This is a genomic window from Steroidobacter sp., assembly GCF_036402275.1.
Classification (GTDB): domain Bacteria; phylum Pseudomonadota; class Gammaproteobacteria; order Steroidobacterales; family Steroidobacteraceae; genus Steroidobacter.
Genome location: NZ_DASWTF010000053.1, coordinates 221,546 through 244,575, shown reverse-complemented (window position 1 = coordinate 244,575; position 23,030 = coordinate 221,546). Strand labels below are relative to the sequence as shown.

24 protein-coding genes are annotated in these 23,030 nt (G+C 62.2%); 17 read left to right on the top strand and 7 right to left on the bottom strand.

Annotated features, from left to right (window positions below; all coding sequences use genetic code 11):
- Positions 1 to 3: 3 nt before the first annotated feature.
- On the top strand, positions 4 to 591 hold the full coding sequence (locus tag VGD45_RS32870) for a peroxiredoxin (protein WP_331159651.1): 588 nt from the start codon (positions 4 to 6) through the stop codon (positions 589 to 591).
- Here VGD45_RS32870 and VGD45_RS32865 read toward each other — a convergent pair.
- The 3 genes from VGD45_RS32865 to VGD45_RS32855 form a co-directional block, all read right to left on the bottom strand.
- Entirely contained in the window at positions 588 to 1,724 is a 1,137-nt protein-coding gene (locus VGD45_RS32865) for a threonine synthase (RefSeq protein WP_331159650.1), read from the bottom strand. The two genes, VGD45_RS32870 and VGD45_RS32865, sit on opposite strands and share 4 nt — an antisense overlap.
- A gap of 106 nt (positions 1,725 to 1,830) precedes the next feature.
- Positions 1,831 to 2,463, bottom strand: a complete 633-nt coding sequence (locus tag VGD45_RS32860; protein ID WP_331159649.1) for a response regulator transcription factor — start codon at positions 2,461 to 2,463, stop codon at positions 1,831 to 1,833.
- The gene (locus VGD45_RS32855) at positions 2,460 to 3,809 is read right to left on the bottom strand and encodes an ATP-binding protein (RefSeq protein ID WP_331159648.1); all 1,350 of its coding nucleotides are present in this window, start codon (positions 3,807 to 3,809) and stop codon (positions 2,460 to 2,462) included. The genes VGD45_RS32860 and VGD45_RS32855 overlap by 4 nt, the downstream gene beginning before the upstream one ends.
- 120 nt (positions 3,810 to 3,929) lie before the next feature.
- On the opposite strand from VGD45_RS32855, the gene pqqA reads away from it, so the two are divergent.
- From pqqA to pqqE, 5 genes are read left to right on the top strand one after another with little or no spacing between them, the layout of a single operon-like run.
- Positions 3,930 to 4,082, top strand: a complete 153-nt coding sequence (gene pqqA / locus VGD45_RS32850; protein WP_331159647.1) for a pyrroloquinoline quinone precursor peptide PqqA — start codon at positions 3,930 to 3,932, stop codon at positions 4,080 to 4,082.
- Between the two features lie 49 nt (positions 4,083 to 4,131).
- Complete coding sequence (gene pqqB / locus VGD45_RS32845; RefSeq protein WP_331159646.1) at positions 4,132 to 5,037, top strand: pyrroloquinoline quinone biosynthesis protein PqqB; 906 nt, start codon at positions 4,132 to 4,134, stop codon at positions 5,035 to 5,037.
- The gene (pqqC, locus tag VGD45_RS32840) at positions 5,034 to 5,744 is read left to right on the top strand and encodes a pyrroloquinoline-quinone synthase PqqC (RefSeq protein ID WP_331159645.1); all 711 of its coding nucleotides are present in this window, start codon (positions 5,034 to 5,036) and stop codon (positions 5,742 to 5,744) included. The genes pqqB and pqqC overlap by 4 nt, the downstream gene beginning before the upstream one ends.
- Positions 5,741 to 6,013 (top strand): pyrroloquinoline quinone biosynthesis peptide chaperone PqqD, encoded by a 273-nt coding sequence (pqqD, locus tag VGD45_RS32835; protein WP_331159644.1) that lies wholly within the window; start codon positions 5,741 to 5,743, stop codon positions 6,011 to 6,013. The genes pqqC and pqqD overlap by 4 nt, the downstream gene beginning before the upstream one ends.
- 18 nt (positions 6,014 to 6,031) lie before the next feature.
- Entirely contained in the window at positions 6,032 to 7,189 is a 1,158-nt protein-coding gene (gene pqqE, locus VGD45_RS32830) for a pyrroloquinoline quinone biosynthesis protein PqqE (RefSeq protein ID WP_331159643.1), read from the top strand.
- 2 nt (positions 7,190 to 7,191) lie between these two features.
- Here pqqE and VGD45_RS32825 read toward each other — a convergent pair whose 3' ends face one another.
- Positions 7,192 to 9,165: a sigma-54-dependent Fis family transcriptional regulator gene (locus tag VGD45_RS32825; protein WP_331159642.1), complete on the bottom strand. Its 1,974-nt coding sequence runs from the start codon at positions 9,163 to 9,165 to the stop codon at positions 7,192 to 7,194.
- Positions 9,166 to 9,376: 211 nt separating this feature from the next.
- Here VGD45_RS32825 and VGD45_RS32820 point away from each other — a divergent pair, with 211 nt between their 5' ends.
- Positions 9,377 to 10,447 carry a cytochrome D1 domain-containing protein gene (locus VGD45_RS32820; RefSeq protein ID WP_331159641.1) on the top strand — a complete coding sequence of 357 codons (1,071 nt, stop codon included), beginning with the start codon at positions 9,377 to 9,379 and terminating at the stop codon, positions 10,445 to 10,447.
- Positions 10,448 to 10,467: 20 nt separating this feature from the next.
- On the opposite strand, the gene VGD45_RS32815 is transcribed toward VGD45_RS32820, so the two are convergent.
- Positions 10,468 to 10,845: a hypothetical protein gene (locus VGD45_RS32815; RefSeq protein WP_331159640.1), complete on the bottom strand. Its 378-nt coding sequence runs from the start codon at positions 10,843 to 10,845 to the stop codon at positions 10,468 to 10,470.
- 106 nt (positions 10,846 to 10,951) lie between these two features.
- Between VGD45_RS32815 and VGD45_RS32810 the strand changes: the two genes are divergently transcribed.
- The 5 genes from VGD45_RS32810 to gfa are packed head-to-tail and all read left to right on the top strand — an operon-like array spanning position 10,952 to position 15,835.
- A complete protein-coding gene (locus tag VGD45_RS32810) occupies positions 10,952 to 12,778 on the top strand; it encodes a methanol/ethanol family PQQ-dependent dehydrogenase (RefSeq protein WP_331159639.1) in 1,827 nt (608 codons plus the stop codon).
- Between the two features lie 34 nt (positions 12,779 to 12,812).
- Positions 12,813 to 13,232, top strand: a complete 420-nt coding sequence (locus tag VGD45_RS32805) for a c-type cytochrome (protein WP_349263409.1) — start codon at positions 12,813 to 12,815, stop codon at positions 13,230 to 13,232.
- 7 nt (positions 13,233 to 13,239) lie between these two features.
- Entirely contained in the window at positions 13,240 to 14,121 is an 882-nt protein-coding gene (locus VGD45_RS32800; protein WP_331159637.1) for a quinoprotein dehydrogenase-associated putative ABC transporter substrate-binding protein, read from the top strand.
- The gene (locus VGD45_RS32795) at positions 14,118 to 15,227 is read left to right on the top strand and encodes an S-(hydroxymethyl)glutathione dehydrogenase/class III alcohol dehydrogenase (RefSeq protein WP_331159636.1); all 1,110 of its coding nucleotides are present in this window, start codon (positions 14,118 to 14,120) and stop codon (positions 15,225 to 15,227) included. The genes VGD45_RS32800 and VGD45_RS32795 overlap by 4 nt, the downstream gene beginning before the upstream one ends.
- A gap of 32 nt (positions 15,228 to 15,259) precedes the next feature.
- Entirely contained in the window at positions 15,260 to 15,835 is a 576-nt protein-coding gene (gfa, locus tag VGD45_RS32790) for an S-(hydroxymethyl)glutathione synthase (protein WP_331159635.1), read from the top strand.
- A 13-nt stretch (positions 15,836 to 15,848) separates the two neighbouring features.
- Here the strand turns inward: gfa and VGD45_RS32785 are convergent, their stop codons facing one another.
- Positions 15,849 to 16,835 (bottom strand): aldo/keto reductase, encoded by a 987-nt coding sequence (locus tag VGD45_RS32785; protein ID WP_331159634.1) that lies wholly within the window; start codon positions 16,833 to 16,835, stop codon positions 15,849 to 15,851.
- Positions 16,836 to 16,952: 117 nt separating this feature from the next.
- Here VGD45_RS32785 and VGD45_RS32780 point away from each other — a divergent pair, with 117 nt between their 5' ends.
- The 5 genes from VGD45_RS32780 to VGD45_RS32760 are packed head-to-tail and all read left to right on the top strand — an operon-like array spanning position 16,953 to position 22,029.
- A complete protein-coding gene (locus VGD45_RS32780; protein WP_331159633.1) occupies positions 16,953 to 17,768 on the top strand; it encodes a cytochrome c in 816 nt (271 codons plus the stop codon).
- On the top strand, positions 17,761 to 18,150 hold the full coding sequence (locus VGD45_RS32775; RefSeq protein WP_331159632.1) for a c-type cytochrome: 390 nt from the start codon (positions 17,761 to 17,763) through the stop codon (positions 18,148 to 18,150). The genes VGD45_RS32780 and VGD45_RS32775 overlap by 8 nt, the downstream gene beginning before the upstream one ends.
- Positions 18,151 to 18,152: 2 nt before the next feature.
- Positions 18,153 to 19,151, top strand: coding sequence for a cytochrome c oxidase subunit II (locus VGD45_RS32770; protein ID WP_331159631.1), 999 nt, complete (start codon positions 18,153 to 18,155; stop codon positions 19,149 to 19,151).
- Positions 19,148 to 21,670, top strand: coding sequence for a cbb3-type cytochrome c oxidase subunit I (locus VGD45_RS32765; RefSeq protein ID WP_331159630.1), 2,523 nt, complete (start codon positions 19,148 to 19,150; stop codon positions 21,668 to 21,670). Before VGD45_RS32770 ends, VGD45_RS32765 begins: the two co-directional genes overlap by 4 nt.
- 8 nt (positions 21,671 to 21,678) lie before the next feature.
- Positions 21,679 to 22,029, top strand: a complete 351-nt coding sequence (locus VGD45_RS32760; protein ID WP_331159629.1) for a hypothetical protein — start codon at positions 21,679 to 21,681, stop codon at positions 22,027 to 22,029.
- Here the strand turns inward: VGD45_RS32760 and VGD45_RS32755 are convergent.
- The gene (locus VGD45_RS32755; protein WP_331159628.1) at positions 22,016 to 23,026 is read right to left on the bottom strand and encodes a YihY/virulence factor BrkB family protein; all 1,011 of its coding nucleotides are present in this window, start codon (positions 23,024 to 23,026) and stop codon (positions 22,016 to 22,018) included. The genes VGD45_RS32760 and VGD45_RS32755 overlap by 14 nt on opposite strands.
- Positions 23,027 to 23,030: the final 4 nt, after the last annotated feature.

The following is a 23,030-nucleotide window of genomic DNA, read 5'->3' as shown; positions in this document are numbered from 1 at the left end:
GCCATGAACACGAGTTTGAAGGGGTTGCTCTTGACGGGTCTGCTGGCGTTGGGCACGGCGTTGCCGGCCGCCGCGGCATTGAAGGAGGGAGCGACGGCCCCGGACTTCAGCGCGCAGGCATCGCTGGGCGGCAAGCCCTTTACGTTTTCGCTGAAGGAAGCGCTCAAGAAGGGACCGGTGGTGGTGTACTTCTACCCTTCGGCCTACACCGGGGGTTGCAACGTTCAAGCGCGCACGTTCGCCGTCAACAAAGACAAGTTTGCCGCGGCCGGCGCTTCCATCATCGGCGTTTCGCTGGACAGCATCGAACGGCTCAACGAGTTCTCCGCCGATCCGGAGTTTTGCGCCGGCAAGTTCCCAACGGCCTCGGATGCCGACGGCAAGATCGCGCGGTCTTTCGATTTGACGGTGAAAGAAGCGAGGGCGGGCCAGAAGGACTCGCGCGGCAAGGACATCGACCATGGCTTCGCCGAGCGCACCACTTTCATCGTGACGCCCGACGGGAAGATCGCCGCCACGGTCGGCGGCCTCAATCCCGTCGAGAACGTCAACAAGTCCCTGGAAATCGTGCAGAAGCTGAAAGCGGGCTAGCGGTACTTCAAGCCCGTGCCGGTGTTGAACACAACGACACGGTCTTGATCGCGAACCACCCCCGAGGCGCGCAACGTCTGCAACGCCGACCAGGCGGCGCCGCCCTCGGGGCAAACATCGATGCCGGTGCGGCTCGCGAGTTGGCGCGTGGCTGCATCGGCTTCCTCGTCCGTGACCATCACCGCCGTGCCGTTCGATTCGCGTAACACTCGCACGCAAATAAAACCGCCGATGGGGCTCGGGACTCGCAAGCCGTAGGCGTGAGTGTGCGGATTGGGCCACGCTTCGGTGCGCTCCTTGCCTTCGAAAAATGCCTTGGCGACCGGAGCGCAACCCGCGGACTGCACGGAGACGAATCGCGGTCGTCGGCCGCGAGGAATCCAGCCGAGGCGTTCCATTTCATCGAACGCCTTCCACATGCCGACCAGCCCGGTCCCGCCGCCCGTCGGATAGATCACGACATCCGGGATCTCGCCGTCGAATTGCTCGACCAGTTCGAACGCCATGGTCTTCTTGCCTTCGATGCGGTACGGCTCGCGCAGCGTGGAAACATCGAACGCATCTTTCGGGCCGTGCTCGCGTAGGAACTTGCCGGCATCGGCGATCGTGCCGGCGACGCGATGAATGGTCGCGCCGTAGAGCTCACATTCGTCGAAGAACGCTTTGGGCGTGTCGTCAGGCATCGCCACCGTCACGGGCAGGCCGGCTCGCGCGCCGTAAGCGGCGAGGGCTCCGGCCGCGTTGCCGGCAGACGGCGCAGCCAGCGCCTTCGCACCCAAATGCTTGGCCATGGAAACGGCGAGCGCCATGCCGCGCGCTTTGAACGAACCCGTCGGATTGCGTGCCTCGTCCTTTACCCAAACATTTGCTTCGACTTGCAGCAGTGGGGTGAAGCCTTCGACCAGAGACACTTCGTCTCCCGGAAGTAGCGGCAAGACTTCGCGATAACGCCACAGACTCGGCGCGCGGCCTCGCAGATCCTGCAACGACAGTTTCACCGAAGACAGGTCATAGTCGACCCGCAACGGCAGGCCGCACGCGCGACAGACAGTCAGCAACTGACGCGGATCGTGCTCAGTCTCACAGGCGAAACAGCGAATGCCAGCAAGGTGCGGCGAGAGTCGAACTGTCATGCAGTCTCCAGAAGAGGGGACAGATTTATTTCGAGATTACCACGGCGCCAATGCAGCGCCCGCGAGCCGAAAATAAATCTGTCCCCTATTCGTGGTTACTTTTCGGTCAGCGTTCGATCAGGCCGGCGCGAAGCGCGATCAGGGTCAGTTCCGCCTGATTGCCGGCGTGCAGCTTTTGTTTGATGTTGTACAGGTGCGTGCCGACCGTGGACGTCGACAAGTTCAGCTCCGAGGCGATCTTGGGCACGGCCGCGCCGTTGGCGAGGCGCAGGAACACTTCGAATTCCCGCTCGGACAACGCTTCGATCAGCGAGCTGGCGCCGCCGACTTCGGCCAGCGCGATTTCCTGGGCGAGCTTGGGATCGATATAACGCTGGCCCGCCGCCACCATGCGGACCGCTTCGAGCAGCGTTTCCGGGGCGGTTCGCTTGGATAGAAATCCGAGGGCTCCCTGTTTCAAGGCGCGCCGGGCGTGCATGGCGTCGTCGTGAGCGGAGAGCGCCAGCGTTTTCACATCCTTGTTGCGCGCCCGCAGTCGTTTGATGGTTTCGAGTCCGCCCATGCCGGGCATGGAAAGATCCAGCACCACCACGTCCGGCGCCAGTTCATCGAAACGCAGACACGCGGCTTCGCCGCTATCGGCCTCGGCGACCACGCGCACGTCACTCACCGTTTCCAGCAGCAGCCGAAAGCCGGTGCGGACCACGGTGTGATCGTCTACCAGCAGCACTTTGATCATAGCTGCGCCCCGAGCGGAATCTCCGCGGTCAGCTCCACACCGTGCGGAGCATGTTCGGTCAGAGTCAATTTGCCGCCCAGCATGACCATTCTTTCTTGCAGTCCTCGCAATCCGAAATGTCCCGGCTGCGACCATTCGTCCGGGAGACCGATGCCATTGTCGGTCACACGTACGCGCGCCGTCGAATCCGAGCATACGACTTCGACGTCCACTGTCGTCGGGCGCGCATGCCGGACGGCGTTGATGACCGCTTCCTGCACGACACGATAGATCGCGATGGTGATGCTGTCGCCCAGTTGCGCGGGCAGCTCATGGCGCAGGGAGAACTGGATGGACGGATTGCGAACTTGCCATTGCTTGATGAAGTCTTCCAGGGTTTCGGCCAGGCCCAGCGTATCGAGCGTGAGTGGAGCGAGGCGAGGGATCAGGCCGTGCATGGCGTCGTAGAGGCGCGCGGCTTCGGTTGAGATGAGTCGTGCGACCTCGGCGGTGCGCGAGTCAGCTTCGTGCTGATTGGCGATCACGACGGCGAAGCTGCGGATCGCTGTTACCGATTGCGCGAACTCATCGTGCAATTCGCGAGCGATCAGCCGCCGTTCTTCATCGAGTCGTTGCTCGATGATTTGATCGAGCTCGCGCCGTTGTTGCAGGCGTTGCTCCGCCTCGATGGCTTTCCGGTCGCTCAGCTGCTTGTCCTGCAACGAGGCCGCCATGCGATTGAAAGTCGCGCCGATCACGTTGGCCTCGTGCCCCCTGAGCGCGGGCAGGCGATGTTCCAAGTCGCCCTGTTCGATGCGAGTGAGTCCGTCGACGATCACGGACCAGGGCGCCACGGCCCGGCCCACCAGCCAGAACACTGCCGCGTTGAGCACCGTGAACGCTATGCCGCCGAATATCATGAGCTCGATCAGATTGTCCCAGCCGTCCAGAATGGCGCGCGAAGCATTGGCTTCGACACGCACCTCACCGCCCCCCGACAATGGGAACACATGCACGGGCGTCGTCGGCAATATCAGGGACGCAAACCATGCCGGCGCTTCGCGCCCCGCCTTGTACGGCGAGGGCGGGGAACGATAGACCTCCTCACGATTTGCATCGCGCATGGTGATCTCGTGGGCGCGCACTCGGCCGAGCTGCTGGAGGAAGGCGAGGATCACCGCATCGTCACCCCCCTGGTCGAGCCCCACGATCATCCGGGCCAGCAATTGGGTCGCGACGATGTTGGCGCCGGCGATTTCTTCCCCGACCGAGCGGCGCGTGCCATCGAACTGCAGCCAGGCCGCGAGCCCGACCAGCGCGGCGCTCAAACTGGCGACGATCAGATTGACGTGGGTACGAAGTTTCAAAGGCCATCCCGGGAGACTGGGGGGTCAAGTATGACCGGCGGCCGGCGAGAACCCCACTCGCGGCTCACTCATGGACCACTCATGGATATGTGCGCTCATGAAAATCATGAGTCGAGAATCATGATGCTTGCGTGGCGGCGCACCGTCCGCCGGGTGCATGTTGCGAGTGGAGTCCATCAGTCCAACAAGGAGTCATCCATGATCTGGGAAACACCCGTAGCCATCGATCTGCGTCTGGGCATGGAAATCACCATGTACGCCGAGCATCGCTGATCGCTGAAGAGGGCGGGGCCGCCGGTTCGCCGGCGGCCTTGCCTGCCCGATGCAGGTAAGAATTCTAGGCTCCGCCGCCGGCGGCGGTTTCCCTCAGTGGAACTGCAATTGCCGGAACTGTCTTGGGGTGCGTCGGCGGGAATTGAATGCCCGGCCGAGGACGCAGTCTTCCATCGCCATCCGCGGTGCGGACGAAACCGCCTGGACGCTGGTCAACGCTTCTCCCGACATCCTGGCCCAGTTGCAGGCCAACCCGCAGCTGCAACCGGCCCGTTCCGCTCGTGACACCGGCATACGCAATATCGTACTGACCGATTCGCAGATCGATCACACCACCGGGCTGTTGATGCTTCGCGAAAGTCCGCGGCCCTGGCCGCTGTGGTGTACCGACGGCGTGTTCGCCGATCTCACGACCGTCAATCCCATCCTGCAGGTCCTGCAGAACTATTGCGGCGTGAGCCGTCAGCGCATCGAGCCCGGCGAGTGGTTCGGCGTGGAGGGCAGCGAAGACCTGCGCTGGCAGGCGATCGCTCTGCCGGGCAAACCGCCGCCGTATTCGAAGCGCGCCTCGCAACCCGGCGATGTCATCGGGCTGTTGGTCGAGGATGTGCGGGCCAAGCGCCGGCTATGTTACGCGCCCGGCGTTGCAAACATCGATTCATGGCTGTTCGAGCTGATGGCCGGTTCTCACTGCGTGCTGGTGGATGGCACGTTCTGGACCGATGACGAGCTGATCGCTCTCGGTGTGTCGCGCAAGCGCGCCGCCGATATGGGCCATCTCACGCAAACCGGCGGCATGATCCGTTGGCTGGACCGGCTGCCGCAGACGACGCGCCGCGTGCTGATCCACATCAACAACACCAACCCGATTCTCGTCGAGGACTCGCCGGAGCGCGAAGTCCTGAACGCCCACAACATCGAAGTGGCGTACGACGGCATGGAGATCGATCTGTGAGTACCGCCGAGCTCGAGTCCGCCTGGAATGCTGAGGTGTTCGAGCAGAAGCTGCGAGAGCAGGGCCGCGCTTATCACATCTATCATCCGTTCAACGTGATGCTGAATTCCGGCGGGGCCACGCGCGAACAGATCCGGGGCTGGGTCGCCAATCGCTACTACTATCAGATCAACATTCCGCGCAAAGACGCAGCCATCCTGGCCAACTGCCCGGACCGCGAAGTGCGGCGGAAGTGGATCGAACGCATTCTCGATCATGACGGGCATGGTGACGATCCAGGGGGCATCGAGGCGTGGCTGCGCTTGGCCGAAGCCGTCGGACTGGAGCGCGCGGAAGTCGAAAGCTTGAGCCGATTGATTCCGGGCGTGCGCTTCGCCGTCGATGCCTATGTGAACTTCGCGCGTCAGCAGCCGTGGCAGGAAGCGGTGTGTTCTTCGCTCACCGAACTGTTCGCGCCGGACATTCATAAGCAGCGACTGTCCTCCTGGCCCGAACATTACCCGTGGATCGATCAGAAGGGACTGCATTACTTCCGCAGCCGCATGTCCCTGGCCCAGCGGGACGTGAACCACGGGCTGGCGGTCACTCTGGCTTACTTCAAGACGCGCGAACAACAGCATCGCGCGCTCGAAGTGCTGAAGTTCAAGCTCGACATCCTGTGGGCGATGAACGACGCCATGGCCCAGCATTACGGAGTGCAGACATGACGCCCGCCGAGCGACCCAGCATTCGCAGCGGCGTTCGGCTGCAGTGGGAGGCCGTGCAGAATGGATATGTGCTGCTGTATCCCGAGGGCATGGTGAAGTTGAACACCAGCGCGGCGGAGATTCTGCGCCGTTGCGACGGAATCCGCAGCGTCGACGACATCGTGGCGGACCTGGAAGCCACGTTCAAACGCGGTGGATTGCAGGACGACGTCCTGCGCTTCCTGGAGCTCGCCACTGCACAGGGCTGGATCGACGCGCCCCAGTCATAGACATGGCGTGAGCATGACATGAGCACGGCCCATCCCTATCTGCCGAATGCATCGACGAGCGTCGGGCCGCCGTTGTGGCTGCTGCTCGAGCTGACCTATCGCTGTCCCCTGCAGTGTGTGTTTTGTTACAACCCGGTCGATTTCGCGGCCGTTGAAAACGAGCTGACCACTCAGGAATGGCTGCGCGTGCTGCAAGAGTCGCGTGCGCTCGGATCAGTGCAACTTGGGCTATCCGGCGGCGAGCCGCTGGTTCGCGATGACGTGGAAGAGATCACCGCCGAGGCGCATCGCCTGGGCTACTACACCAATCTGATTACTTCCGGCGTCGGTCTGAGCCGCGAGCGCCTGGCCGAGCTGAAGCGGGCAGGGCTGGATCACATTCAACTCTCGTTTCAGGACTCCACGCGCGAGATGAACGATTTCCTGTCGCATACGCGGACTTTCGAGTTGAAGCGGCGCTGCGCGGAGTGGATCAAGTCGCACGGCTATCAGATGGTGCTCAACTGCGTGATCCACCGGCTCAACATCGATCACCTCGACACCATCATCGACATGGCCGCGCGCATGGGCGCCGATTATCTGGAGCTTGCGAACACGCAATATTACTCGTGGGCGCATTTGAATCGCGAGCACCTGCTGCCTTCGCGCGAGCAACTGCAGCGCGCCGAACAGACCATGCGCGAATGGCGTGAGCGATTGAAAGGGAAGATGCGCATCTTCTTCGTGGTGCCGGACTACTACGAGCAGCGCCCGAAACGCTGTGCGAACGGCTGGGGAACCACGCTCATGACAGTGGCGCCGGACGGAACCGCGCTGCCGTGTCATACCGCGAAGATGCTCCCGGGACTCAGCTTCCCGAACGTGCGCGAGCACAGCATGCGGGACATCTGGTTCGAGTCCGAAGGATTCAACCGCTTCCGTGGCAAGGGCTGGATGAAGGAACCCTGCGCCAGTTGCGAGGAGCGGGATAAAGATCTCGGCGGCTGTCGCTGCCAGGCGTATTTGTTAGCTCATGATGCCGGAGCCGCCGATCCGGTCTGCTCCAAGAGCCCACATCATCATGTCGTGGTCGCGGCGGTCGAGCGGGCACAACAACAGCGAGCGCCCGAAGCCCCGCTGATATTCCGCAGGAAGGACAGCTCGCTGTCGCTGATCGAAAGTCAGCGCTTACCTTGAGCTCACACGATAGAACCGCGCGAGTGCTGCAGCGGAATGTCGAGCCGCTTGCAGCGCCGATATAACGTATTGCGGCTCACGCCCAGCCGCTCGGCGGCGCGTGACATGTTGCCATCGCACTCGCGAATGCATTGAATGAGCGCATCGCGTTCGATGGAGCTCGGCGCTTCGCAGTTCTCTTCGGCGCGAGCCTGACACAGCCGCACTTCGCTGGGCAGATCGACGAGGCGAATCACATCGCTATCGCAGATCGCGAGGATGGTGCGGATCACGTTGCGCAGCTCGCGGATGTTGCCGGGCCAGCTGTAATCCAGCAGCCGCTGGAAGGCGTCCATCTCGATGGCGACCGGCCGTCCGTCGCCGCTTTCGGTCGCGAAGAATTCGCGGATCAGACGTTCCTTGTCGCTGCGTTGGGCGAGCGAGGGCAACTCGATGGTGATGCCGTTGAGCCGATAGAACAGATCCTCGCGGAACGCGCCGCGCGCGATCATGCCCCGCAGGTTCTGATGTGAAGCGCACATCACGCGCAGATCGACCTGAATCGGCGTGTCCGTTCCGAGCGGCATGACTTCCTGTTCTTCGAGCACGCGTAACAGGCGCGTCTGCAAGCTCAGCTGCATGTCGCCGATTTCGTCGAGGAACAGCGTGCCTCCGGAGGACTGCAGGATCTTGCCTTTCATGCCACCTTTGCGGGCCCCGGTGAACGCGCCGGCGGTGTAACCGAACAGCTCGCTTTCGATGAGCGTTTCGGGAATGGCCGCGCAGTTCAAGGCGACGAACGGGCGCGTCGCTCGATCGCTGGCAGCGTGCAAGGCGCGCGCAAACATCTCCTTGCCTGCGCCCGTCGGTCCTTGAATCATGACTGGCACGCGTGAAGTCGCGACCCGCCGCGCGCTGCGGATGTTGCGGGCCATCTGCGCATCTTCGCCGGCCAAGTCTTCCAGCGTGAGTACGGCCTTGCGCGTAGGCGCCGCCGGAAGTTGCAGGATTTCTCGGGCCGAGGAGGGAGCGGCCAGGCTGCGGGGCGAGGCGGCTTCCTGATCCAGGCTAATAAAGAAGTGACGGCCGAACATGATATCGCGCACCGGGCGCAAGGAGGTTTCGGCACGGCGCGAAGGTTCGGTGAGCTCCGCGGCGGGAACATCGAAAATCTCGTCGATGCCACGCCCCACGATCGCGGCTCGGTTCTTTGCGCGCAGTAACCAGAGCGCGGTCTCATCGACGGCGACCACCCGGCCGTCGCGGGCCACCGCGATGGCGCCGCTGTGCTGCAAGTTGACGAACTCGGGACGCGCGTGGAATCGAAACACCGTCTCGCCCTGGAACTGGTGCAGGAACAGACACTTTTCGATCAGCTGCGCCGACAGGCTCACCAGCGCCATGGTGTGCGCCAGGCTCGCACGGGTGTCGCGGGCGTTCAGCGTCGACGCGTCGAGAACCGCGACCAGCTTGCCCGAATGATCGCGAATCGGCGCACCCGAGCACGACAGGCCGATGTGGCAGGAACGGAAGTGCTCTTCGCGATACACGATCACCGGCCGGTTCTCGGCGATGCAGGTGCCGATGCCGTTGGTGCCTTCCTGACGCTCGCTCCAATCGGCGCCGATCATGAGCCCGGCAGAGCGGAACACGTCGACCAGCGTCGCATCGGTCTTCTCATATAGAACGATGCCGCTGGCGTCGGTGAGCACCAGCGCGTAGCCGGAGCCCGCGATGTGCTCGTACAGCCAATCGATTTCGGCGGAGGCGATCTGCAGCAGGTCGGCGTGCTGGACCAGGCGCTCGGCGAGCTGGGCTGCATCGATGACGGTGGGCGCATAAGTGCGTCGGCCCGGATCGATCGAGTAATCCAGCGCGCAGCGTCGCCAGGAACCCGCGATCGCGGGATGCAGAGTCAGAGGAGGACCGAGGCCAGGCGCTTTATGCTCGCGCACGAGCTCCAGCACATTCCCCGCATGCACTGCTGTTACGTCCATGGGTTCTCCTTCGGTTCATCCCCATGCGGCAGTGTGTCAACTGTGCCGTGACACTGTCACGGCCTGTATCGCCCCTGACACACTTGCCGCGGATTGATTATCCACTGCGTCCCTTGCAGTGATCGTTACCGCCGGCTGCACGAGTTTAACCGTCTTAGTTAATCTGTGGCATATCGCTTGCTCGATCCGGGGCTCACTTCGAGGGCAAATTATGAGCTATGTAGCGCGGCGACCACTCTGGCTGCTGATTTTTTTCGGTGTATGCGGATACATATTCGAAGTTGCCGCAGCCGACGCCCAGTCATCGAGCGGCCGCGTCTACGTTTCCAACGAAGATGGCCACAGCGTTTCGGTGCTGGACGTGGCGAGCGCCACGAACATCGCGACCATCGAAGTAGGCAAGCGCCCACGGGGAATGAAATTGTCGCGGGATGGCTCGCGCCTGTTCGTGGCCGTGAGCGGTTTGCCGAAATGTCCGCCTAACGTGCCGGATGAGGAATGCGCCAAGCGCGAGCGCGATCTGAAAGCCGACGGCATTGCCATCGTCGATACGAGTTTACGCAAAGTTATCAAGGTATTGGCGGCGGGCTCCGATCCCGAGCAGTTCGCCATGAGCGCCGACGGCAAACGTTTGTACGTCGCCAATGAAGACGTGGGCTTGCTGTCGGTGGTCGATGTCGAGGCCGCGAAAGTGATCGCGCGCATCAAGGTCGGGCTCGAGCCCGAAGGCGTGGCGCTGAGCCCCAACGGTCGCTGGGTGCTGGTGACCAATGAATCCGACAGTTCGGTGTCTGTAATAGATACAAAGACACTCAAGGTCGAGAAGCACGTGCCGGTGGGCAAGCGACCGCGCGACATGGCTTTTACGGCGGATGGGTCAGCGGCGTATGTGTCAGGCGAGCTCGATGCTTCTCTTTATCGGATCGCTGTGCCGGCGGGTGAGCCCGTGCAGCGGGTGTTACAGCTCCGAGAGGCCGCGAAGCCCATGGCGGTGCTGCTCGATTCCCCACGCAATCGCTTGTATTTGAGCACCGGGCGCGGTGGCACGGTGGCCGTGGTCGATATGAAAGAGGCGCCGAAGACGCTCAAGCTGATCAAGGAAATTCCGGTCGGCACGCGGCCGTGGGGCATCGCGCTTTCGGCGGATGGCCGCTTTCTCTATACCGCCAACGGACCCTCGAACGATGTCAGCGTCGTGGATACCACGACGCTGACCACGGTAAAGCGCATTCCGGTCGGCGGTTCGCCGTGGGGCATCGTGATCGGGCCGGCGCCGCGATAAAGATGGCGCCTCGATAAACATCAGTTCTTGATCAAGCCGCACTCGCGCTCCGCCTCGGATTCCAGGAGGCGGAAGCGTTTGGCGATGGCGCGCGCCTTGTCGGAGTCGCGAAACAATCCGCCGCCTTCTCCAGGCAAGCCGGAATAGCGCGCGTACGTAATGGCCTCGACGAAATCGTCGTAAGTCAGCTGGTCGGCGATGCGATCGATCGTGCAGGAGCACTGATATACGTTCGCCAGGCTGTCGTCGTGCTTGCCGATGCATTCATTCACGTATTCGACGCGCGCTTGCGTCGGATAGTCGTTCACCGGCGGTGCGCTGCTCACTGGAATGCTGAATGTCATCAAGCCGACAGCCGCGCAAATCGAGCTCAGGTGGCACAGGCGTTGCATCGTCATGTTCGCCTCGTTGAGGTGGAGTGTGTTGGCGCTAACCATCATTGTGCATGCAGCGCGCCAGCGGCCATCAACAAAAAATTTCTCGGTCAGTCTCGGGGGATTGAACATGAAACGTCAGCATTGCTGGGTCCTGCTGGTGGCTGCCACGTCCACCGTCACCGTGGCGTCGGCCACGGACTTGGAAATGGCCATGAGCAAGTCGTCGAATTGGGCCGCCCAAGCCGGTGACTATGCCAATCACCGCTATAGCGAGCTCAAACAGATCAACGCCGGCAACGTCGGCAAGATACAAGTAGCGTGGACCATGTCGACCGGCGTCCTGCGCGGCCACGAAGGGTCGCCACTGGTCATCGGCGACACGATGTATATCCACACGCCGTTCCCGAACAACGTGTACGCCATCAATCTGAAGGACCAATCCTACAAATGGAAGTATGAGCCGAAACAGGATGCGTCAGTTGTCCCGGTCATGTGCTGTGACACTGTGAACCGCGGCCTCGCCTATGGCGACGGCAAGATCCTGCTGCAACAGGCGGACACCACGCTGGTCGCCCTGGACATGAACAGCGGCAAGGTGTTGTGGAGCGCCAAGAACGGCAATCCGAAGATCGGCGAGACCAACACCAACGCGCCACACGTGTTCAAGGACGTGGTGGTCACCGGTATTTCCGGCGGCGAGTTCGGCGTGCGCGGTCGCCTGATCGCCTATGACATCAAGAGCGGCAAGAAACTGTGGCAGGCGTACAGCACCGGCCCCGACAAGGAAATGCTGGTGGATCCGGCCAAGACCATGACCTGGACCAACGGCAAGATGGCGCCGATCGGCGCCGACACGGGCATCAAGAGCTGGAAGGGCGACCAATGGAAACTGGGTGGCGGCACCACCTGGGGCTGGTATGCCTACGATCCGAAGTTGAACCTGGTGTATTACGGCACCGGCAACCCGGGCACGTGGAATCCGGCGCAGCGGCCCGGTGACAACAAATGGTCCATGACCCTGTTCGCCCGCGATTTGAACACGGGCATGGCGAAGTGGGCCTACCAGATGACGCCGCACGACGAGTGGGACTACGACGGCGTCAACGAGAACCTGCTGGTGGATCTGACCATCAAGGGCAAGAAGGTGCCGGCGGTGGTGCACTTCGATCGCAACGGCTTCGGCTATACGTTGAATCGCGAGACCGGCGAGCTGCTGGTGGCCGAGAAATACGATCCGACCGTCAACTGGGCCACCAAGGTCGACATGAAGACCGGCCGGCCCGTGGTCGATAAGAAATATTCGCCAGGGACTACCGGTCCGGACGTGAATGTGAAAGACATCTGTCCGGCCGCGCTCGGTAGCAAGGACCAGCAGCCCGCCAGCTACGATCGCAAGAGCGGTCTGATCATGGTGCCGACCAACCACGTCTGCATGACGTATGAGCCGTTCCAAGTCGAGTACACCGCGGGTCAGCCGTATGTCGGCGCGACCTTGACCATGTATCCGACGCCGGGCAGCCATGGCGGCATGGGCAACTTCATCGCGTGGGATGCGGCGACAGGCAAGATCGCCTGGTCGAAACCGGAGCGCTTCTCGGTCTGGTCGGGCGCGCTCACCACGGCGGGCGACATCGTGTTCTACGGCACGCTGGAAGGTTATATCAAAGCGGTCTCGACCAAGGACGGCAAGGAGCTGTGGAAGTTCAAGACCCCGTCCGGAATCATCGGCAACGTGTTCACCTACGAGTACGGCGGCAAACAGTACGTCGGCACGTATTCGGGCATCGGCGGCTGGGCCGGCATCGGCATGGCGGCCGGGTTGACCGAAGCCACCGAAGGCCTCGGCGCGGTGGGCGGCTACAAGGATCTGGCCAAGTACACGACGCTGGGCGGTTCGCTGTTCGTCTTCGGACTGCCGGATACGACCTCCACCGCGACGACAGCGCTGCAGTGAGCCCGACTTCATGAAGCACAGCACTCAGCGGGTCATGAAGTGGTCAACGGTCGTTTTAAGTCTCAGCATCGCCGCGGTGTGCGTCAGCGCTAGCGACGCCCCCGCGGCCGGTGCGAACGACAGTCGTGCGGGCGAAGCCCTCTACCAAGTGCAGGAAGGCAACAAGGTCGATGAAAAAACCTTGAAAGGTTGGAAGACGTGGCGAGCGCTCGCGTGCGAGCGCTGCCACGGCGCCGAGCAGGAAGGCATGGTCGGACCGTCCCTGGTGGAGTCGTTGAAGAAACTGAGCAAAGAGGACTTCCACAACATCATGATGAACGGCCGGCCGGAAAAGGGCATGCCGCCGTTCAACACCAGCGCCATGGTGAATGAGAACTGGGAAGGCCTGTACGCTTATTTGAAAGGTCGCTCCGATGGCAAGATCCAGCCTGGCCGCCTGCAGCCGATCCCATAGCTCAGCTATGGGATCGCGCCTGGGCACCGCGCTGGTCTGCATCTTGTTGTCGACTGGCGCGGCGCGTGCGGACGATGTGGAATCGGTCCTGCGCGTCTGCGCCGATCCGGACAACCTGCCATTGTCGAACCGGAGCGGGGAGGGGTACGAAAACAAGATTGCCGAGGCGCTGGCGCGCGATCTCGGCCGTCGTGTCGAGTACACCTTTTTTCCTCAACGCATGGGTTTCGTGCGCAACACGCTGCGACAGCGTGACGAAACGACCAAGCAATTCAAATGTGACGTGATCATAGGGGTGCCCAAGGGATATGAGCTGACGGCGACCACGCGGCCGTACATGCACTCCACTTACGGATTGGTGTTCGCGCAGCGCGCGGAATTTCGTGAGCTGCAGACGGCAGAGGATTTGCTGAAGCTGCCTCGCGAGAAATTATCGGCATTGCGCATCGGCGTGTTCGCGCGCTCGCCGGGCGCCGACTGGCTATTACGGAACGGGTTGATGGAGCGCGCGGTGTTGTACGCGCAGCAGAGCGGCGACCCCGCCGAGAATCCGGCGCACACCATCGAGCAGGACCTGGCGTCGAAAAAAATCGACCTCGCCATCGTCTGGGGGCCGATCGCAGGGTTCCTGGTGCAACGACACTCCGCGCGGTCCGAGTCAGAACAGGCACAGTGGCAGGCCGTGCCGTTCCTGCCCGATCCACAGATCAAGTTCACCTACGAGATCGCCATGGGCGTGCGCTTCGGCGAAAAGGAATGGCAGGGCGTGCTGGACACCTGGATCGGCGAACACCAGGCCAGGATCGACGAGATCCTGACGAGTTATCGAATTCCGCTGCTCGATGCGAGCGGCAAGATCAAGCAAACCCGCCGGGAGAATGGTCCATGAAAGTCAAAGCTGCCGTTGGCTACGCGGCCGGTAAGCCCCTCGAAGTCACCACCGTCGATCTCGACGGACCACGCGCCGGCGAAGTCCTGGTGGAGATCAAAGCCACGGGCATTTGTCACACCGACGAGTTCACCCGCTCCGGCGCCGATCCGGAAGGTTTGTTCCCAGCGATCTTCGGACACGAAGGCGCGGGAGTGGTGGTCGATGTCGGTCCGGGCGTGACGACGCTGCGCAAGGGCGATCACGTGATTCCGCTGTACACGCCGGAGTGTCGCCAGTGCAAATCGTGCCTGTCGCGCAAGACCAATCTGTGCACGGCGATTCGCGCCACGCAGGGTAAAGGCGTGATGCCCGACGGCACCAGCCGTTTTTCCATCGGCAAAGAGATGGTGCATCACTATATGGGGTGCTCGACCTTCGCCAACTTCACGGTCATGCCGGAAATCGCGCTCGCGAAGATCCGCGAGGACGCGCCGTTCGACAAGGTCTGTTACATCGGCTGCGGCGTCACCACCGGCATCGGCGCGGTGATCAATACCGCCAAAGTCGAACCGGGCGCCAACGTGGTCGTGTTCGGTCTCGGCGGCATCGGCCTCAACGTCATCCAGGGCGCGCGGCTGGCGGGCGCGAACAAGATCGTCGGCGTCGACATCAATCCCGGACGCGTCAAGCTCGCCGAAGCCTTCGGCATGACGCATTTCGTGAATCCCAAGGAAGTCGGCGGCGATCTGGTGGCGCACCTGGTGAATGTCACCGATGGCGGCGCTGATTACAGCTTCGAATGCGTGGGCAACGTGGATCTGATGCGCCAGGCGCTGGAGTGCTGTCATCGCGGCTGGGGTGTTTCGGTGATCATCGGCGTGGCGGGCGCGGGCCAGGAAATCAGGACCCGGCCGTTCCAGCTGGTGACGGGACGCGTCTGGAAAGGCACGGCGTTCGGCGGCGCGCGGGGCCGCACCGACGTGCCGAAGATCGTCGACTGGTACATGGAGGGCAAGATCAAAATCGACGAGCTGATCACGCACCAGATGCCCATCGAGCGCATCAACGACGCGTTCGACCTGATGCACAAGGGCGAGTCGATCAGGAGCGTCGCGATCTTCTGAGCAGTCGAGCAACAACGAATTGGAGAACGATCATGGCAGCTTTAAAAATTCATCCATCGGTGGACAACGGCGTCCAGCCCGGCAAGAGCGGCTTCGCGGGTGGCACGCTGACCTGTAGATGCAAGGACAATCAGGTGACCGTCAAGCTCGAGGGCGACGTCGCCTTCAATCACGTGTGCGGCTGTACCAAGTGCTGGAAGCCCGAGGGCGCGTTGTTCTCGATGGTCGCGGTGATTCCGCGCGACAAGCTCAAAGTCACGGCCAACGCGCAGAAGCTGAAGATCGTCGATGAGTCGGCGGCCATTCAGCGCTATGCCTGCACCGGCTGCGGCGTGCACATGTATGGGCGCATCGAAAACAAGAACCATCCGTTCTATGGATTCGACTTCGTCCATACCGAACTGTCCTCCGACAAGGGTTGGGCGGCGCCCGAGTTCGCGGCGTTCGTATCGTCCATCATCGAATCGGGCGCCAAGCCCGAGAACATGGGCGCGGTCCGTTCGCGGTTGCAGGAGCTCGGCTTGCCGACCTACGACTGTCTGTCGCCGGCGTTGATGGATCTGATCGCGACTCACACGGCGAAGGCGAAAGGCGTGCTGGCAGCGTGACCCAGCAGCAGCGCTACCAGCGATGGTGAACGTGGCGGGCGATCTGCCGCTCGTAAATCGAGCGCAGCGCCCGCATTGACTCCTGGGGCAATGGCGCAAGCTGACTTGCGACCACGTTCGCCTGCGCCTGCTCGCGCGACTTGGCGCCGGGAATGACGACCGACACCGCGTCTGACATCAGGATCCAGCGCAGCGCGAAGGCCGCCATCGAGACGCCCGCGGGCACGAGCGGGCGAATCGCTTCGACTGCATCGAGCGCCACGTCGTACGGCACGCCCGAGAATGTCTCGCCGACATCGAAGGCTTCGCCGTGGCGATTGAACGCTCGATGGTCGTCTTCGGCGAACTTCGAGTTGCGATTCAATTTGCCCGTCAGCAAGCCACTGGCCAACGGCACGCGAGCGATTACTGCGACGTTGCGTGCCTTGGCTTCTCTGAAGAACAACTCCGCGGGCCGCTGGCGAAAGATGTTGTAGATGATCTGCACCGAGACCACGCCGGGATATTCGATCGCCTTCAGCGCCTCTTCGACTTTTTCAACAGATACGCCGTAGTGGCGAATCTTGCCCGCGGCGACCAGCGCATCCAGCGCTGCGAACACTTCGGGTCGGTAGTAAACCTCCGTCGGCGGACAATGCAGTTGCACGAGGTCCAACGTCTCGCCGCCCAGATTCTTCAGGCTGCGATCGACGAAGGCTTCGAGATTCGCTCGCGTGTAGCCGTCGGCAACATGGGGTGACAGTCTCCGCCCGGCTTTGGTCGCGACGATGGGGCGGGGGCCGCGCCAATCTTTGAGCACGTCGCGGATGATGCGTTCGGAGCGGCCATCGCCGTACACGTCGGCGGTATCGATGAAAGTCGTTCCTGCTTCCAGCGCCGCACGCAAGGCGTCGCGCGCCTGATTCTCTTCGACGTCGCCCCACGAGCCGCCGATGGCCCAGGCGCCGAAGCCGATATCCGATACGTCCCAGCCAGTGCGGCCGAAGGGGCGGGTCTGCATGGTCATGATCTCCTTCATCGGAACTTGGTCGAGTATCGGCAAATTAGGGACAGGTACAGTCTACCGAGATCGCCCGCCGTGCGAACGGGAATCGCCCATCGCCATAAAGCTCTGTTCATGACCATCGGCGCAGTCGCCCTGGTTCTCATCGGCGCTGGCGCGGGCGCAGTGATTTTGCTGTCCGGCGCGTACAGCACCGCAGCGACCAAGCAGCACTTCGGCATCACCTATCGCATCCTCGAGCAGGGCTTGCGTTTTTCGGTCGCCCGATACGCGGACAAGATCGTCGTGCCCGATCTGGATCGCGTCGCGAATGTAAAAGTTGGATATGCCTGTTATCGCCAATATTGCCAGCAGTGTCACGGAGCGCCGGGCGTGGCGCGCGATCCGCTGGGGCGAGGGCAGCTGCCGTCACCGAGCAGCCTCTCCGAGTCAGCACGCGATTGGCCCGAAGCGCATCTGTTTTACGTGACTGCTAAAGGTGTGCGCATGTCTGGCATGCCCGCATGGGAGTTCCGCATCTCCACAGACGGACTGTGGTCCACGGTTGCGTATTTGAAAGCCATGCCGTTCCTGACCAAAGAGGAGCATCGCAAGCTGGACACATCGGCAACAGCAGAATCCTGCCCAGCGCCGACGACGGCGCCAAGTTACAGCCGCGAAACCACGCAAGTCATGTTCCGGCAGTACGCCTGCGACAACTGCCACATCATCGGCGGCATGGTCGGCCCGAAGACTCACATCGGACCGTCGCTGGAGAAATGGCGTGAGCGCAGATACATCGCCGGCGTACTTCCCAACACGCACGACAACCTGGTGCGCTGGATCGTCGCTCCACAGGAGATCAGCGCTCACACCATGATGCCCGATCTCGACGTGATCGAGCCGCACGCCCAACACATGGCGCGTTACCTGATGACCATGGATGAGTAGCGTCATGGCCGGGCGGATGTTTCGATTCATTGGATTGCTGCTCACATCGTCGTGGCTCGTTGCCTGCATACCCGGCCGCGACTATGAGCCCCGTATCATTGGCGGAGATCCAGACCAAGGACGTGAGGCGCTGGCGCGCTATGAGTGCGGCGTGTGTCACGTGATCCCTGGAGTGCCCGACGCAATTGGCAAGACAGGGCCCGCACTGGACAACTATTCCCGCCGCTCCTACGTGGCCGGCAAATTCCCAAACGAACCCGAGGTGCTGGTGCGTTGGATCGCTGACGCGCCCGCCATGGCTCCGCAGACCGCCATGCCGGCGATTGCCATGTCCGATAAGGAAGCACGAGACATGGCCGCCTATCTATATGAGTCCGACTGAGCATGGAGTCGTCTCATTCTGCATCGGTCCTGCATCCCGCCTCGGACAGCGGCGCGGCATTGATCGACCAACTAGGAACGGCGCTGTATGTCGGTGGCGCAATCATCTTCGTGGTCGTCATGGCGCTCGCCATCTACGGCGTGTTCGCCAAGGCGAGAGCGATCAACGCACGGGGTTGGATACTGGGCGGCGGCCTGGCGTTTCCCATCGTCACGTTGACGGTGCTGCTGATGTATTCGCTCGCCGTTGGCAACGGCTTGAACGCCATCGGTTCGAGCAACGCACTCCAACTTTTTCTCGAATGCTTCGGGATAGGCGACGCTCGCGAACGCACGCCTGCGGATGGCCTGCTGAGAGTTCATGTCGTCGGCAAGCAGTGGTGGTGGGAAGTGCGCTACGAACAACCTGGACGACAAGAGGTTATTCTGGCAAACGAAATCCGGATGCCCACCGATCGGGCCGTGGAGCTCGTGCTCTCGACCACGGATGTGATTCACAGCTTCTGGGCGCCGTCGCTGGCCGGCAAAGTCGACATGATTCCGGGGCGCACGACGCGTTTGCGGCTGCAGACCAGTGAAGAAGGAACCTTTCGTGCGCTCTGTGCCGAATACTGTGGAGGACAGCACGCGTTGATGGCGTTGTATGTAGTTACTCAGGAGACGACCGATTTCGATGCCTGGCTCGCGAGTCAAGCGCGCCCTGCGAACGAGCCGACCGATCCCTTTCTAAAAACCGGCTACGACGCGTTCTTTCGCGGCGAATGCCACGAATGCCACACCATTCGTGGCACACCCGCCGAGGGCACATCCGGGCCGGACCTCACTCACGTCGGGAGCCGCAAGTCGCTCGCCGCCGGCACCTTGAATAATCACATCGGCACCATGGCGGGGTGGATCGCCGGCGCGCAGGACGTGAAGCCCGGCAACAAGATGCCATCGAGTCTCGCGTATTCCGGCGTGGAGCTGCGAGCGTTGTCCGCGTGGTTAGGGAGTCTCGAGTGAGCAGCCGCCCACCGGACGAACTGCCGAACACATTGCCTCGCCCCGCAGGTGAGTTCGAGCGTCTGCAAGCAGTTTGGAAGCGACCGCGTGGCTGGCGTGTGCTCACCCAGGTGAACAACACGGCGATCGGGCTTTGGTACATCGGCGCGGCGCTGTTGTTCCTCGTGCTCGGGGGCATCCTCGCCTTGATCATGAGGACGCAGCTGGTCGTGCCGGGCAACGATCTGGTCGATTACGACCTGTACAACCAGCTGTTCACCATGCACGGCTCGGTGATGATGTTTTTATTCGCCGTGCCGGTGATCGAAGCCATTGGCATTCTGCTACTGCCGGCGATGCAGGGCGCACGCGATCTGCCATTCCCGCGACTGTCGGCGTATGCGTTCTGGGCCTACTTCGTCGGCGGGCTGGTGTTCTTCACCACCATTTTCTTCGACCTTGCGCCCGACGGCGGCTGGTTCATGTATCCGCCGCTCACCAGCTACGAATTCTCGCCGGGACTGCGCACGGACTTCTGGCTGCTCGGCATCGGCTTCATCGAGATCTCGGCGATTGCCGGGGCCATCGAGATCGTGGTCGGCATCCTGCGAACGCGGCCGCCAGGCATGACGCTCGACAAGATGCCCATCTATTTGTGGGCGATGCTGATCGTGGGCGCGATGATCATCTTCGGCTTTCCTCCGGTCATCCTGGCCACGGCGTTGCTGGAACTGGAGCGGGCGTTCCACTGGCCGTTCTTTCTGGCGGAGAAGGGCGGCGATCCGCTGTTGTGGCAGCACCTGTTCTGGCTGTTCGGTCATCCCGACGTCTACATCATCTTCCTGCCGGCGGCAGGGCTGGTCTCGATGATGGTGGCCACCATGGCGCAGACGCCGCTGATCGGCTATCGATGGATCGTGGTCGCGATGCTCGCCACCGGCACCATTTCCTTCGCGCTGTGGGTACATCACATGTTCGCGACCGGCATGCCGCACCTGTCGCTGAGCTTCTTTTCGGCGGCCAGCATGGCCGTGGCGATACCCGCTGGGTTGCAGGTGTTTTCATGGATCGCGACGCTCTGGCGCGGCAATGTGCAACGGACAACGCCGACGTATTTTCTGCTGGGCTTCTTCGGGGTGTTCGTGCTCGGTGGCCTCACGGGCGTGATGCTCGCCGTCGTGCCTTACGACTGGCAGGCGCACGACACGTATTTCGTCGTCGCTCATCTGCACTACGTCCTGATTGGGGGGATGTTGTTTCCTGTGTTCGCGGGCATTTACTACTGGGCGCCCTTGATCAGCGGGCGACAACTGTCGGAGCGAATGGGGACGTGGGCGTGCACCATCATGTTCATCGGCGTGAATCTCACTTTCTTTCCTATGCACATTGCCGGACTGCTCGGCATGCCTCGCCGCGTCTGGACGTATGCGGATGGCTATGGCCTGGAGATCTACAACCTGTTGTCGACCGTGGGCGCGTTCGTGTTCGCGGCCGGCATTGGCATCGTGCTGCTGGATCTGCTGTTGCACTTCCGGCCGGCGGGCAAAGTGAATACCAATCCCTGGAGAGCGGGGTCGCTCGAATGGCTGCCGCAGGATGAATATGCCATTCGCAGCATTCCCTTCGTGACGAACCGCGATCCACTATGGGCCAATCCATCGTTACCGGAAGAGGTCGACGCCGGTCAGCACTATCTTCCGGGAACGGCGACCGGTGTGCGCGAGACCATTGTCACCAGTCCGATCGATGCGCGGCCCCAGTATGTGCTGCGCCTGCCGGGATCGAGCTGGTTGCCCGTGCTCGCGGGTGTGGGTACGGCCGTGTTCTTTCTGGCGCTGACGGTGAAATGGATGGTGATCGCAGTCCTCGGGGCGATTGTCGCTTTGGTCAGCATTCTGATGTGGCTGTGGCAAAGCGACCCGGCGCCTTCGGGCAAGCTGTTCGACATCGGCGGCGGGCTGAGCCTGCCCGACTACATGACGGGGAGCAACTCACACTCGTGGTGGTCCATGGTGGTGCTGATGCTCGTGGACGGCAGCATCTTCGCGTGTTTGATATTCACGTTCTTCTATCTGTGGACGGTCACGCTTTCAGGATTTCCGCCCGAGAGTCTCGAACTGCCGCTGATCGGCAGCTCGGTCGCGGCGGCGCTGGCCTGGGCGGTTTCCGTCGCAGCCATGTATGTTTCCAATCGAATGTTGCCTCAGAAACGAATGGGAGCGGTGGGTCTCACGCTGACGGCGGCGCTGGCGGGTGTCTGGATCGCGTTTGGGCTGAGCCTCCATGCGCTGCTCGAGACCAATTTGCAGCCGCAGTTACATGGCTACGCTTCGACGGCGTATACGACGGTCGCGTGGCAGGGCTTGCATGCCGTGCTGCTGACTCTGATGGCCGGCTTCACGCTGGTCCGGTTGTGGCTCGGCATGATCGATCCGGTGCGTCGGGTCGTTTTCGATAACACGCGCATCATGTGGTACTACTGCGCGGCGCAGGGCGTGCTCGCGCTGCTCGTGATGAGCTCACCCCGACTGGCGATGTGAGATCCGTCATGCAACACCGGTTCACGGCAACGACATTTCTAGTGGCTGGCGGCTTGCTGGTGTGGATGGCGGATTTCGTGTTCGTCTATGTGTTCGCCGCGCTGGCGTGCGCTCGTGGCTTTGACGATGCGAGCTTGCTCGGTTTACCTGTCGTGCCGTTGACGACCGTGCTGGCGTCGTCGCTCGCGGGAGCGATCACAGTGGCGATCGTGCGGCGAGGTTATCTGATGCAACGTCGCGAGAGCGATGAGCACACGCGCTTCATTGGTTTTGTCGCATGGGCGGGCGGCGCGCTGGCGCTGGTGGCGCTCGTGCTGTTGATCATGCCGGCTTTGGTCGTCAGGCTCAACGTTTGCTAGCGCGCTTCCACTGCCACCCACGCGGTCCGACCGTATCCGCCGAGTATGCGCCTCGCCTGCCCATCGGCATTCCGGGGCCGACGGTCGTGTCGTTCACGGTCTGGCGCTCGAGCTCCGAGTTGATCTCCGCGCCGAGAATGACGACATACGAGGACACGTAAAACCACATCAACATCACGACCACGCCGCCGATCGCGCCGTACGCCTCGCCGAAGGAATTGAAGTTGCGAACGTAGAGAGCGAACAGCGCGCTGCCGATCAACCACAGCGTAGCCGCGATGATCGAGCCGGCATTGACCCACTCCCAGCGCGGATGCGTTCGATGCGGAGCGAAGCGGTATAGAACCGAGAAGGCGAACACGGCCATTACCCACAGCAAGGCCCACCGCACCGTGAGCAGCACCCACTCGGTCGCGTTGCCGAACGGGAAGAATGCCAGCACGATCGGCACCGCGACGCCGATGGCGACCAACAGCAGGAAGCCAAGCACGCCGCCTAAGGTAAAGCCGAAAGAGATCAGCATGCGCATCAGGAACGAGCGATGATCGTGCTCGTTATAGGCCACGTTCATGGCCGTGATGAGCGCCACCATGCCTTTGCGCGCGCTCCAGATCGCCACCAGAATACCTGCGATGACGCCGATGCTGAGTGTTTCGTTGCGTTGACTGACCAGCTGATACAGCTGGTTCTGCAGGATTTCCACCGTGCCGGCGGGCAGCAGGGCGGCGAAAGTCTGGATCTGCGCCGCGATCGCCTCGGGCGAGGCGATGATGCCGTAGATCGCCACGGCGGCCGCCAGACTGGGAAAGAGCGCCATCAGGCCGAATAACGCGAGACCGCCGGCGACGATGGACACATTGTCGGCATCCAACTGATCCTTCACGCGCCAGAACACATCCCACCAGCCACGCCAGGCAATGTCGCGGGGACGATGTGCAAGACGGCCTCGATCCGCTTCGGTGTCCGCGACATCCGCGGGATTGACTGACACAGGCATGGCA